The following is a 12,448-nucleotide window of genomic DNA, read 5'->3' on the forward strand; positions in this document are numbered from 1 at the left end:
AAGCCTATAACAAACCCTTTAAATTAAGCAAGAACTTGTCTTTCATCTTTACTATGAATGCCTTTAATCGCCTCTTCCAGCTCGCCTAAATCTTTAAATCTTTTATACACACATGCAAAGCGAATATAAGCAATGGGATCCAATGCCTGCAGGTGCTTCATTGCCATTTCTCCCAGTCGAGTCGTGCTAATCTCCTGTACATGGGATTGCATCAATTCATGCGTAATGCGAGAAGCCAATGCAATGACTTGATCATAACTGATCTTTGTATGCCGGCAAGCAGCCGCCAGTCCATTGATTAGTTTTTGCTGATTAAAATCCTCATACGTTCCATCGCGTTTTTTCACTTGCACTGTCAATTCAATCGTCTCAAATGTCGTGAACCGCTTGAAACATTGCAAACATTCCCGCCTTCTTCGAATGGCATTCATTTCCGTTGCATCGCGAGAATCTGTAACTTTTAGCCCTTCATGATGACAAAAGGGACATTTCATATCTCTGCTCTTCCTTTCTTGAGAATATCTTGCCTTACATCCCATTAAGCGGAGAGTTAACCCACCATTAGAGATAATTTTTTGTAGGTAAATTGTTGTATTTCACTACTAAGAAGCAAACAGTTTATACATTTGAATTAATTATAAATCAAAGCTAATTATTTTTCTCATTTTTCAAACAATTTATCATAAAAAAAATTAACCTTTATTTAGAGATTCTCGTTTATTCCTAATAACCGGGATTTTGAGTTTTTTGCGCCCTTTGAACTGACGAGAAAGCACTCGCAGATGAAAATGGCAAGCAAGTCTATATTTTTCATATTGACCTCCTTGTCATTTGTTCATTTCCGAGGCTTTGATGCAATCGAAAGAATGAAAAGCTCAAAACCAGGCTAATAGCCTATTCGGCAACAGTCTCTAACCCATGGCCATAAATAATTTGCTGAAAATATCTAAGGCCTATTTAAGAGTCTAGGAAAATTTAGAAATCATTAAAAACCTAGGATTCCGGTATAAGTTCCCATTAAAATTACCGATTCTTAGACAGGCGGATTAAAAAACGCTAATGACTAGGTTAGCCGTTCTTTCTCGGAAGCAAGAGCCTTTTCTAGAGGAAAAAATGCAAATTAGCCCTTAGCCGTTTTAAGAAATCTTCTTATGAAATCGCCGACAGTTTTTAAACCATTTATATTTGAATAGTATAATCTCATTAAAACAAACAATCTTCAAAACAAAACAATTAAATATTTTCATTCAATTGAATTTAAACTTGATTTTTAACAAATAAAGGTTAAAATTTAAGGTAAAAAAATTTAAATTTAAGCTTTTCTTATGAATCAAAATAAAACGGTTATAGTAGGCATGTCAGGAGGCGTTGATTCGTCTGTTTCGGCTTTATTATTGAAACAGCAAGGCTATCGCGTCATTGGACTGTTTATGAAAAATTGGGAAGAAAAAGATGAAAATGGCGTTTGCCGTTCTGCTTACGACTATGAGGATGTCCGCCGCGTCTGTGAGCAAATTGATATTCCCTATTATGCCGTTAATTTTGTCGAGGACTATTGGAACCAAGTCTTTACCCAATTTCTTGCCGATTTTAAAAAAGGACTGACGCCTAATCCCGATATTCTATGCAACAGAGAAATCAAATTTAAGGTCTTTTTAGATAAGGCCATGGAGTTGGGGGCAGACTATCTGGCAACGGGGCATTACTGCCAGAATGTTTTTCATGACGGTCATCCTTCCCTTGTCAAGGGAATGGATGCCAATAAAGATCAAACGTATTTTCTCTATACGCTTAATCGGCGCATTTTGGACAAAGTTCTTTTTCCTGTTGGCGGATTGGAAAAAAGCGAGGTGCGAAACCTGGCCCGCCAATCTCGGCTTGCAACTTCAGAGAAAAAGGACAGTACGGGAATTTGCTTTATTGGGAAGCGGGACTTCCGCACCTTTCTTAGTCAATATATTGCCATGCAGCCGGGCTGTTTTGAAACGTTGCAAGGCAAAAAAGTCGGACAACATCTGGGAACCGCCTATTATACTCTCGGGCAGCGCAAGGGATTGGGCATTGGTGGACCCGGAGAGGCCTGGTTTGTCGTGGGAAAAGATATTGAACGCGGCATCGTTTTTGTCGAACAAGGGGCTGACCATCCCGCCCTTTACTGCGATGAGCTTTTTGCTACCGATCTGAGCTGGATAGCCGAGCAGCCGCCCGTCCTGCCCTTTTCTTGCCAGGCAAAGGTGCGCTATCGCCAGATCGATCAGCCTTGCACTATCCAAAAAATAGAAGCCGGCAAAGCCTGGGTGACATTTGCGAATCCTCAACGTGCCGTCACTCCAGGCCAGTCGATTGTCTTTTATGAAGGCACTCATTGCTTGGGCGGCGGAGTGATCCAACAGGCAGGGCCCTCTTATTATCAGCAAGGCAAGCCATTGCCAGCGGAATGAACCTGCAAGGAAAAATTGAAGGGAAACCCCTTTTTCTTTATAAGAAGATCTTTCTTAATCGGAATAGGGATGTCTTATGCTCGCCAGTCTTCAACAGGCCAAAGGATGGCTGTTAGCCCTCATTTTCATCAGCCTTTTAGCTGCAGGCTATGCCTATCAATCGACTCCCTTTCACCTATTGGAACAACGGCAAGAAGAGATTGTAGAAGCTGCCAAGCAGCTTCCACAAAGCGGAATATTGAAGCAAAATCCGGATGGTTATGTCTATCTCAAGGTTGATGATCAATACATTCATCGCCTCTTGCCCTTTGTGGATGAACCCGGTTTTCACAAACCCGGCTCGCTTAACCGGCCAAGCAAAGTCGGGGCGCATATTAGCGTCATGTATAAAAAAGAAGGGCAGGAAAGCCGCCCTATTGAAGAGCTTGGCAAGGCTTATTCCTTTCGCATCAAAGATTTTAGATATGTCAAATCAAAAGGCAAAACATTTGCCATCCTTGAATTAGACGCGCCTGAGCTCGAGCAATTAAGAGAGCGATATGGTCTGTCTCCTAAATTGCTCGGTCACGAATTTCACATTACCATAGCGGAAAAATTTAAAAATCATTCACGCGGTCGATAAGCAAGCGCAGTAAGCCAAAATGCTTGTGATTATGCTCGAAAGCCAGCCGAGGCAAGTTCAGATGGTCCGTTTCTTCGGGCAAAGCGCTTGTTGAATAAAACGTTCCCGATTTAAGCAAAGGTGCAAAGTCCGCATGCAAGCTCTCTATCTGCTCTTGGGTAAGCGGAGTTAGCATTCGGATAACCAAGATATCCTTTACATATCGGCTTGAATGGTATCGGTGGTAGAAATGCTGGATATGCTCGGCAGCGGCCTCTACTGTGGGCGCTCGATAAAAAAGATGAAGATCTTCTGAGCTGATCCAGCCATTGTCTAGTAGATTTTTATTTACATATTCCATCCAGGCTTGCCAATAAGACCTGCCTTCGCCTTCCAGCAAGACAACGGGGACTATATTGGCTTTTCCCGTCTGAATCAGTGTCAAGACTTCAAAGAGTTCATCTTGAGTTCCGACTCCTCCTGGAAAAGCAGCGATGGCGTCCGAATGGCTGAGGAACATGAGTTTGCGGGTGAAGAAATAGCGAAAAGTAATGAGCTTGGGATCTCCGGCTAATAAAGAATTGATAGGTGCTTCAAAGGGAAGACGGATAGACAAGCCAAAGCTCGACTCTTTCTGGGCCCCCTCTAAGCCAGCTTTCATAATTCCATCGGCCGCACCCGTAATGCAGACCCATCCATGCCTGGCCATTTCTGCACTAAAGGCCTTCGCTGCCACATAATCGGGATGATCGGGCGGGGTGCGTGCGGATCCGAAAATACTAATGCGTTTTCCTGAAGGATACTGATTAAAAATGCGGTAAGCATAGCGCATTTCCTTAAAAGCACGTGTCATGAGCTTGAGCTGCCCCAAGTCATACCCCTCCTTGGCCATTTTCAAGCTTCCATAAATAATTTGGCCGACAAGATCTGCCTCAAGAGAGTCGGGTTTAGCACCGATAAACGCCAAGAGATCATTAATTTTCTGATTGAGCTCTTCTTTAAAAGGATCGGGCAGCGTTTCTTCTTCTTTTGCAATTTCCGGCATGTGGTAGCTTCCATTAAAGAGGTTCAAAGATATTTTATTTTTTCTGCCTAATTTCAGTTATTTGGAGGATGTCTTAAAACCCATAATAGCCTATATTGAGATTATCCTTTCCTAAGGGGAAAGATCTTGAATCTAAGTCATTAGTAGTTTTAATCCCTCCTCTTATTCCCTTGCATATTCTTAGTAGAATAAAAGGAAAGATAAAGAAAAGGCAATAAGATTATTTTGACTATTTTTTTTGTTCTTTTTATACATCAAGCATACATTCATGAGTTAAATCAATTATTCCAGGGAGGTTAATTATGGACCGCGGTCGTAACCTTGTTCCACGCTCTTTTTTCCGTTTTCCCAGTTCTTTTCCCAGTTTATGGGAAGAGATGGAAGATAAGATGAATCAGTGGATCGGTTGGGGAAACGAAACGGGAGTGAGCGTATCGGAAGATGATCAAAATATCTACGTTGAAGCTCAGCTGCCTGGTTTAAAATCAGAAGACATCGATATTTCTTTCCATCAAAATACCCTCTGGATTAAAGGCGAGAAAAAGGAGGAAGAAGAAGATAAGGACAAAAAATTCTATCGTCGTGCAAGAAACTCCTTCTTTTATCAAGTAGAACTCCCCGCTCAAATTGAAGAGAACACCGAGCAAGCCAATTATCAGGACGGCATTTTAAAAATTACCTTTAAAAAGACTCAACAAAGTCAAATGCGCAAGATCCCCATCAAAAGTGAAGAGTCTTCAAAATAAGACCTAGTTTTCTCACAAGATAGGCGGGTTCTTAACAATCGAAAAGGGCAATTACGACTCACTTGTGTTATCAAAGTGAGTTGTCTCTCAGCAAAGAGTTTAAAGAATGCGGGTGCAAGCCATTGCTCTAGCAGCCTTGATAGATGTTTGATGAAAGGAGCTAGCCCTCTTAGAGGGCGTATTAAAACCACTGATGACCTAGATTCGCATTCTTTTTCCTAGAAAGCGATAGGAGAAAAATAACCTCACATATCGATTATCCTAGATCGTGAACGGTCGCTTACACCTTCTTTCGTCAGTTAATGTCTTAAAAACTCTTTTTATTTCCCAATAACTGAGCCTCTATGCATTTTTAATCTTTTTGAAGGAGAATAACTTATGAATATAACTACTCCCCCTACTCCGATCCATTCCTCCCCTTCTCCCTTGGATATGCTAACCATCAATGATCGTTTGGCCAAATGTATCGAAAAAGAAGAATTGAATCATGATCCTTTATATACAGTCATTATGCTAGGAACGGTCTTCTTGATTGCCCAGACATATAAAGCAGAGGATAAAGCTTATTATCTTGAAAAGGGATGGTGGGTCAAAATTGGGTTTCGTGCAGATGGAACGATTATTGTTAACAAACCGCATATGACGCAATGGGCATGGAGATGGATAGAAGGCCATAGTCAAGAAGACCTTCAAGGACTGCGCAAACACCTGGTATCAGCTCTGCGCTGGTTTCTCCCTCACACCCAAAGCTCTCCTAAATCGGAAGAAGCCTTGCGCACCATCTTTGAATACTGCGTTTTAGGATTAAAAGAATTAAAGCAAACCTATGGCCCTCGAACCTGTGATTGTAAAACGTTAGAATTACCGCCTCTCTCTCAAACTAATAAGTCTGAGAATTTTTTACGTATAGAGGAAGATAACTTCACCAGCCGAGGCATTGAGCAAGACATCCTTTTCATTGAAGAAGTATTAAGAGCCCCTAAAATGGCATCCAGGGAAGAGCCGTCAAAAGAAGAAAAGCAGACAGCCCCACAACTGGTTTTGCAAGAAGAAAGCCGCCTTTTTCAACTGCGCCATTTTCCCATCCCCAATTCCTCAAAGGAAGCCTCAGAAATAGAGACAATAGAAATGGTTTATGCAAAAAAAGTGAGGGCATTATGGTCGGAAGAGACATTAGTCGCCATCGCCAATTTATTTAAGACCCAAGTCACTCTTCCATCCTTAGTAGCAGATAAGCAAATAAAGGCTGTCAATTCTCTTAAAGCCATTGAAGCCGCTGTCGCTGAAAATCCAGTGGCTTTTATGCAAATTAAAGCGAGTATGTATAATCTGACCTTTAATACATTCTCTAAAACGACGCATAAACACGGTTCCATACCGAGAAGGCAATAATCTTCCTAACCCATTTCTACTTATTAACCTGAGTTTGGAGCTTTTTTGTCCTTTGGACTGATGTGAAAGCTCTTTCAGATGAAAAATGGCAAGGAGATCCCTATTTTTTAATATGGACCGCTTTGCCATTTGTTCATTTCCATAGCTTTGTTGCAGTCGAAAGGACAAAAAAGCTCCAAACTCAGGTTAATTATCGTCAGGGACGCCTTTACATTTTCCCTTTAGCTTGGCGATCGCGCAAGATGGCCTCTGCCGCCTCGTCGGTCAAAATTTTCTTGTAAAACTCTTTTTGAATATCGGCAATCTCTTGGCGAAACTGCTGGACTTTAATATCCGTCACACCATAGCGCAAGCCGATGAACGCAATTTTTTTCTGAGCGGCGACTTCTTCTACAGGCAAAAGATGGGAAAACGTATCATTGATAAAGACAATTTTGCGCGGCAAGTTAGGCGTTTTCTCGAGCAAGGCCCATAAAGCTTTGCCCTTATGGGCTCCTCCCTGAGCATTTCCGGTAAATAATACGCCCTCTTGATAATGCGTCGTTTCCCCCTCATGCTCCAATACAGCAGATTCCTTAAGGGGAGCGGTAAGGCGCATATCAATGCCATGCGCATACAAATGGCGCTTGGTCGCCTCAGAGACCAGCTCGTCTCGGCTTGTCAAAGCCATGACTGGATAGCCTGCCCGTTGCAGCGAACGAATGATCTCGACAACTTCTGCTTCGACTAAGCGAAAAGAGGTATGAGGTTGAATATCCGTATAAAGGGGAAGCACCTTTGCCAATGCTTGATGCGAGTCCAGTCCCCGTTCTTTTAAAGCCTGCATTTGATAGCAAAACCATTCATGGCTTCCAAACATTTGATTGCATTCCAAAAGCGTATTATCAATATCAAATACAACAAGTGTCCCCTCTTCCACGTGAGAGACAAGATCCTTAACAGAATTGGTTTCAATAATGTCTGCCTGCAGATTGCATCCAATGAAAATCAAGCTCAATAAATTCCCCATCATTTTTTTCATGATCCCTTCCTTATTAATCGCTTTCGAGGATGTATTAAAACGGTTAATGCCTAGTTCGAATTCTTTTCCCTTATAGAGAAAAGAATTTCAAATATAGGTTATGATGGGTTTTAATACACCTTCTAAGAGGGGTAATTCTCTTTAAACGAAACGTAAATCTTTTTTAATAGAATTTAAAACTTGATTGCTTTTAAAGCCTTTTTAACGACTTGCCAGCCCTTCAAAAGCATTTTCATGACTACTGCCAAAAGCAGCCCGGGTAGGTATTCCATTTCTTTGCTAAATTTCAAAAAACTATTTATAGTTTCCGTTGATCAATGAGCAAAACATTCCATCATTTATCAAGATACTTAAAATTCTTTATCTATTATTTAAATAAACCGCATACTCTTTTTATAAAACAAAAAAATTAAATTTAATCTTAATATAATTATTCACAAAAACTAAAAAATAATATATAATTACCATATATTTTAATAACTTATTTTTGGATTTTAATATGATTTCCTCTTCTCAATTAGAATGGATCAAGACAGGCATGAATGCGCTTCAATCGCCTTCGATGCAAGAGCTAGCCCTCTCTGGAATCAAAACACATCGCGAAAGCGTTGGAAGAGGATTTACCCTTTTAGATACCATGCAGTCTGGAATTGCAGCGGCGGCTTCGGCTCCCATTTGGACGATTAAGCATCTTGCCTCTCTTATTCTGGCCACTCCTTTTGCTTGCTTTCCGGTTATGGATCAAGCAGATAAAGAAAAGCAGTTAGGCTATCAGGCTAGATGTCTCTTGAAGCGCGAAGCGCTCAACCTTGGTCTGGATGTCCTTTCGCCATTGTTGCCATTCGCTAATTTCATTTATTCTCTCTCTCCTTTAAAAGAAGAAGTGAAGGGCAATCTTCCATCTGTTTTATCTTCTTCGCAAGAACTATCCGCTAGCCTGAAGGCCGAATTGGATAAATTGGCAAGCTCAATAGGGGGAAGAGACGTCTTAACCAAGCTCTTGCAATGGATTGAGAGAAATCCTCAATTAGCAATAGAACTGATCGAAGACATTCCCGAGCTCAAGCCTTTTGTCAATCATCTCCCTGCTGCTGCTTCAGCCTTGCAAGACATTCAAAGAGAAGTTTACGGTGAAGAGCAGCTATCTGCTCTAGCTGACAAATTAGAAGAAATGGCCACCCCTCCCGTTATTCAACTGGCAATGGCAGTGGCCAACAGACATTTTGCTGCAAAGGGAAATGGGCTGGCAAAAATTGATCATGCGTTGACATGTACAGCGATTGCTCTAAATACGCCTTTCCATCTGTTAACGCAAGTGTTCTCAATGGCTGCGGCAGCGCCTTTTGCGCTTATTTCCACCTGTTCCGGCGGCTTATTTTTTAAACATTCTGTCCGCTTCCTTGAAACCCAGAGCCTGCAGATGAAGCTCAATGCCCACTGCTTGGCCGCTAGTTTAGCCAGCATTTTATTCCCTTCAGTGGGCAAAAACTGGGTATCGCATCAATTGGCCGCGCGCCTGCCAAAGTCCGTTTTCAACCTCATGCAAGCATTAGCAAGCGATGGACAAGATAAGCTAGAAGATAAAATCCGCGAAGTCGAGGCGCTGGCTCGCTTTCTCGCCGATCCTCAGCTCTCGCTCTCGGCTTTTATTCCCAAAATCACGGCCATTGTCCAGCGATCCCCCGATAATTTCCAAAAACTCGCTGAGTTAATTGACATCATACCCGCCCTCTCTGAAGCAATGCCGGTAAAGATCAATAAAGAGCTCGCCCCCCTTGTTCCGCATCTAGCCAAATTAGCGGAGAAAAACCCAGAAGTGATCGAACAAGCTCTTAAGCTTGTCACAGAAGGGGGAGATCCAATTGAATTTATCCATAAAATTGCAGAGGAAAATCCGCAATTAAAAGATCAGGTCATTGCCACTTTAACGGAATCTCCAGAAACGATTCGCGATATCGCCCTTTTAGCAGCCAACAATTCCCATTTAGTGCAAGACTTGGCCCCTGACCTTCAGTCTTTTGTTCCCCACATTCCAGATGTCGCTGATTTCATCAGCCAGCAGCCGGAAATTGTGCAGCAGGCTCTTCAGCAGCCACAGATTATGATGCAGCATGCCCTTCCGTTCGTCGCAGGTGAAAGCGAAGCGATAGGGAAAGCCGTTGGACAATTTGCAACTCAGCATCCAGGTTTGACAAATCAATTTAGTTCGATTTTACATTCATTCAGACTGAAAGCTTAAAAGCCTCTCCTTGATATACTCCGTTCAGTTCAAAGCTAGACGGAGTCTATATCCAAGTGAATTCAAAAGGGGATTTACTTTGGTCTTAATAAAGACAGGCTTGTCTAGGGCATGCGATCCATATAGCATTCGCATTCTTTTTTCCTTAGAAGACTGGCTGATCGGTTTATTTACTTGCAAAAAAGCTACTTTAAAGGCATATTAGCAAATAACTTAAGCTATCAGCCCTTCAATCCACCTTCACCATTATTTTTTGCTTGTTTTTGCTTTTGGCGCAATGAATTAGTCAGATGAATATTTAATCTTTAGGATTTTAAGGGCAGCTTGTTATTTTTAAGCCTTAAAGGATTTTTAAATTAGCATGAATAGTACCCTTTCTCTGCGCACTTGGTTTTTCGCCTTGGCAAGCTGGCTTATTTTAAGCGCTAGTTTTTTGCAAGCAGACGCTCCAGCTCCAACAATTTTGGTTAGCGTGGCCCCTCATAAATTTTTTGTCGAGAAAATTGCCGGCAATACGGTGAATGTTTACTTGATGGTTCCAGCCGGTGCGAGCGCGCATACATATGAGCCGACTCCCAAGCAAATGGTGGTGGCCAGCCAAGGACAGATCTGGTTCCGGATCGGAGAGGCCTTTGAAACACGCGCTATCCAAGCGCTGAAAAGCCACAATCCAGCTTTAAAGCTCATTGACTTGCGGCAAGGCCTGGATCTGATTTCCACAGATGCACATGGCCATCGCGGATGCTGCCCTGGCTCGCAGGATCTGCATTTTTGGCTCAGCGCACGCCAAGCGCACATTCAGGCCGAGACCATTGCCAACGCTTTGGCAGCCAGTTATCCGAACAATCGAGAGCTATATGAAAAGAACTTGGAAGTGTTCCAGCAAGAACTTAAAGAATTGGACCAAAAAATTCAGGGGATTCTAGCTGGCTTAAAGAACCGCTCGGTTTTGGTCTCTCATCCCGCCTATGCGTATTTTTGCCGCGATTACGATTTAAAGCAATACTCCATTGAAATAGAGGGCAAAGATCCTACTCCTCAGCAAATGACAAAACTGCTAAACTTAGCCCGCCAGAACCGTGTTCAAAGAATTTTCATTCAGCCGCAATATAGCAATAAAGCGGCCCAATTAGTTGCAAACGAACTGGGAGCCACCTTGATTGTTTTAGAGCCTTATTCGGAGCACTATTTTAAAAGCATGCTAGATATCGCCTATGCCTTTGCCGGAGAATAAATCCTATTCCATGCCTCCTATTATTGAATTAGAGAACGTCTTTTTTTCTTATCAGAATACGCCTGTTCTCTCTCAGGTGTCTTTTAAAGTCTATCCAGGTGAATTTATCGGCATTATTGGTCCCAATGGAGGCGGCAAAACAACTTTGCTTAGGCTCTTGATGGGATTTCTTAAACCAAGCCAAGGAAAAATTCGCCTATTTGGAAAGGCACCCGGCACACGGGAGAAGGACACTCCTTGCCTCGCTTACGTTCCCCAGGCGATGCGCTTTGACCGTGAATTCCCCATTTCCGTTCTAGAAGTGGTCTTATCAGGCTTGCTCGACCGCCTGCCCTGGTATGGACGCTTTCACGCCAAGGATAAGCAAGCCGCCCTGGAAGCATTAGACAAGGTTGGTTTGGCCGCCTACAGCCGCTGTTCATTTGGAACATTATCGGGCGGACAGGCCCAGCGCGTTTTGATTGCCCGTGCGCTTGTTTCCGAACCGCAGCTGCTCCTTTTGGACGAACCGACAGCGAGCGTAGACAGCCGGGCGGAAGCCGATATTTACGCTTTGCTTGAAGCTTTAAAAGGCCAATTAACCATTTTAATGGTCACTCATGATTTGCGCGCAGCCATCGAGCATGTTCAGCGCTTATTATGTGTACAAGGACAGGTTTTTTCCCTAAAACCCGAAGAGGTATGCGAACATTTTGTCGTGGGACTTTACCACACTCCCCTTATTCAACCGGGATACGTTCGCCCTCCTTTACCTTCTACTTCTACCTAAGGTGACTATGCCCTCTTTTATTGAAGCCCTACAAACGAATTCTCTGTTGTTTGCCGCTCTTCTTGCCGGTTTTTCAGCTTCGATCGTCAGCGGGATCATAGGCTCTTATGTCGTTGTCAAACGCATTGTCTTTATTGCGGGTAGCATTTCCCACGCTGTGCTCAGCGGCATTGGCTTTTGCATCTGGCTGGAACGGGCCAAAGGGGTAGAATGGGCCTCTCCGCTTTATGGAGCCCTGATCACAGCCATCTTGTCTGCCGTCATCTTAGGCTGGATCCACCTGCATTACCGGCAAAGGGAAGACTCCGTCATCGCCGCCCTTTGGACAATCGGCATGGCGGTCGGCATTCTTTTCATTTCCCAAACGCCGGGCTTCAATGTCGAGCTGACCAACTTCCTGATTGGAAACATTCTATGGGTCTCAAAAACGGACTTATATATTCTATGGGGACTCGATATCTGCACCATCCTCTTGGTGCTGTGCCTGCACAAGCGATTTTTAGCCATTTGCTTCGATGAAGAGCAGGCCCGTCTGCAAGGCCTGCCTGTCAATAGCCTATACATGCTCTTGCTGATCCTCATCGCCGTTTCCATCGTCCTGCTCATTCAAGTCGTCGGGATCGTGCTCGTGTTAACCATGCTGACCATTCCGGCTGCCATCGCCAACTTATTAACCTCGCAGCTCTCCCGCATGATGCTGATCGCCATTGCCCTGAGCAGCTTGTTCTGCCTGGCAGGCAATGCCTTTGCCTATTACTTGGATTGGCCGACAGGCGCCACCATTGCCCTTTTAGCAGGCATGGCCTACATTCTCAGCCTAGCTGTTTTCCGAGACGGCAAGCGCCATTTCCTGCACGAGCAAGAAGAACAAGAAGCAGAATAAAGCATCCCTATTTCCCTTTCTTTTCACTTTCAAAATTAATTAAAACAGTTTCAAACTAATTAATACCAAAACAATAT

At 43.2% G+C, this 12,448-nt stretch carries 11 protein-coding genes; 8 read left to right on the plus strand and 3 right to left on the minus strand.

Annotated features, from left to right (window positions below; all coding sequences use genetic code 11):
- Positions 1–23: 23 nt before the first annotated feature.
- Positions 24–494, minus strand: coding sequence for a transcriptional regulator NrdR (gene nrdR, locus BN3769_RS12685; RefSeq protein ID WP_068471185.1), 471 nt, complete (start codon positions 492–494; stop codon positions 24–26).
- Between the two features lie 831 nt (positions 495–1,325).
- On the opposite strand from nrdR, the gene mnmA reads away from it, so the two are divergent.
- Together mnmA and BN3769_RS12695 are read left to right on the plus strand one after the other, a co-directional pair.
- A complete protein-coding gene (gene mnmA / locus BN3769_RS12690) occupies positions 1,326–2,441 on the plus strand; it encodes a tRNA 2-thiouridine(34) synthase MnmA (RefSeq protein WP_068471187.1) in 1,116 nt (371 codons plus the stop codon).
- A 76-nt stretch (positions 2,442–2,517) separates the two neighbouring features.
- Positions 2,518–3,063 carry a hypothetical protein gene (locus tag BN3769_RS12695; protein WP_068471189.1) on the plus strand — a complete coding sequence of 182 codons (546 nt, stop codon included), beginning with the start codon at positions 2,518–2,520 and terminating at the stop codon, positions 3,061–3,063.
- Here the strand turns inward: BN3769_RS12695 and BN3769_RS12700 are convergent.
- Complete coding sequence (locus BN3769_RS12700) at positions 3,038–4,087, minus strand: LOG family protein (protein ID WP_068471191.1); 1,050 nt, start codon at positions 4,085–4,087, stop codon at positions 3,038–3,040. The two genes, BN3769_RS12695 and BN3769_RS12700, sit on opposite strands and share 26 nt — an antisense overlap.
- Positions 4,088–4,389: 302 nt before the next feature.
- Here BN3769_RS12700 and BN3769_RS12705 point away from each other — a divergent pair, with 302 nt between their 5' ends.
- Together BN3769_RS12705 and BN3769_RS12710 are read left to right on the plus strand one after the other, a co-directional pair.
- A complete protein-coding gene (locus BN3769_RS12705) occupies positions 4,390–4,833 on the plus strand; it encodes an Hsp20/alpha crystallin family protein (RefSeq protein WP_068471193.1) in 444 nt (147 codons plus the stop codon).
- Between the two features lie 378 nt (positions 4,834–5,211).
- Positions 5,212–6,225 carry a hypothetical protein gene (locus BN3769_RS12710; RefSeq protein ID WP_068471195.1) on the plus strand — a complete coding sequence of 338 codons (1,014 nt, stop codon included), beginning with the start codon at positions 5,212–5,214 and terminating at the stop codon, positions 6,223–6,225.
- 208 nt (positions 6,226–6,433) lie between these two features.
- On the opposite strand, the gene BN3769_RS12715 is transcribed toward BN3769_RS12710, so the two are convergent.
- Complete coding sequence (locus BN3769_RS12715) at positions 6,434–7,246, minus strand: DUF2608 domain-containing protein (protein WP_068471198.1); 813 nt, start codon at positions 7,244–7,246, stop codon at positions 6,434–6,436.
- Positions 7,247–7,745: 499 nt separating this feature from the next.
- Between BN3769_RS12715 and BN3769_RS12720 the strand changes: the two genes are divergently transcribed.
- The 4 genes from BN3769_RS12720 to BN3769_RS12735 all read left to right on the plus strand — a co-directional run bounded on the left by BN3769_RS12720 (position 7,746) and on the right by BN3769_RS12735 (position 12,371).
- Positions 7,746–9,485 carry a hypothetical protein gene (locus BN3769_RS12720; RefSeq protein WP_068471200.1) on the plus strand — a complete coding sequence of 580 codons (1,740 nt, stop codon included), beginning with the start codon at positions 7,746–7,748 and terminating at the stop codon, positions 9,483–9,485.
- A gap of 361 nt (positions 9,486–9,846) precedes the next feature.
- Positions 9,847–10,719 carry a metal ABC transporter solute-binding protein, Zn/Mn family gene (locus BN3769_RS12725; RefSeq protein WP_228840700.1) on the plus strand — a complete coding sequence of 291 codons (873 nt, stop codon included), beginning with the start codon at positions 9,847–9,849 and terminating at the stop codon, positions 10,717–10,719.
- 10 nt (positions 10,720–10,729) lie between these two features.
- Positions 10,730–11,488, plus strand: coding sequence for a metal ABC transporter ATP-binding protein (locus BN3769_RS12730; RefSeq protein ID WP_068471501.1), 759 nt, complete (start codon positions 10,730–10,732; stop codon positions 11,486–11,488).
- Between the two features lie 7 nt (positions 11,489–11,495).
- Positions 11,496–12,371 (plus strand): metal ABC transporter permease, encoded by an 876-nt coding sequence (locus BN3769_RS12735; protein ID WP_068471202.1) that lies wholly within the window; start codon positions 11,496–11,498, stop codon positions 12,369–12,371.
- The last annotated feature ends 77 nt before the right edge of the window (positions 12,372–12,448 follow it).

It is taken from the genome of Candidatus Protochlamydia phocaeensis, from assembly GCF_001545115.1.
GTDB classification, from domain to species: domain Bacteria; phylum Chlamydiota; class Chlamydiia; order Chlamydiales; family Parachlamydiaceae; genus Protochlamydia_A; species Protochlamydia_A phocaeensis.

Coding starts and splice junctions, on each gene's coding strand:
- BN3769_RS12720 (WP_068471200.1), top strand. CDS start 7,746: ATGATTTCCTCTTCTCAATTAGAATGGATCAAGACAGGCATGAATGCG.
- BN3769_RS12725 (WP_228840700.1), top strand. CDS start 9,847: ATGAATAGTACCCTTTCTCTGCGCACTTGGTTTTTCGCCTTGGCAAGC.
- BN3769_RS12735 (WP_068471202.1), top strand. CDS start 11,496: ATGCCCTCTTTTATTGAAGCCCTACAAACGAATTCTCTGTTGTTTGCC.
- BN3769_RS12705 (WP_068471193.1), top strand. CDS start 4,390: ATGGACCGCGGTCGTAACCTTGTTCCACGCTCTTTTTTCCGTTTTCCC.
- BN3769_RS12715 (WP_068471198.1), bottom strand. CDS start 7,246: ATGAAAAAAATGATGGGGAATTTATTGAGCTTGATTTTCATTGGATGC.
- BN3769_RS12730 (WP_068471501.1), top strand. CDS start 10,730: ATGCCTCCTATTATTGAATTAGAGAACGTCTTTTTTTCTTATCAGAAT.
- BN3769_RS12700 (WP_068471191.1), bottom strand. CDS start 4,087: ATGCCGGAAATTGCAAAAGAAGAAGAAACGCTGCCCGATCCTTTTAAA.
- mnmA (WP_068471187.1), top strand. CDS start 1,326: ATGAATCAAAATAAAACGGTTATAGTAGGCATGTCAGGAGGCGTTGAT.
- BN3769_RS12710 (WP_068471195.1), top strand. CDS start 5,212: ATGAATATAACTACTCCCCCTACTCCGATCCATTCCTCCCCTTCTCCC.
- nrdR (WP_068471185.1), bottom strand. CDS start 494: ATGAAATGTCCCTTTTGTCATCATGAAGGGCTAAAAGTTACAGATTCT.
- BN3769_RS12695 (WP_068471189.1), top strand. CDS start 2,518: ATGCTCGCCAGTCTTCAACAGGCCAAAGGATGGCTGTTAGCCCTCATT.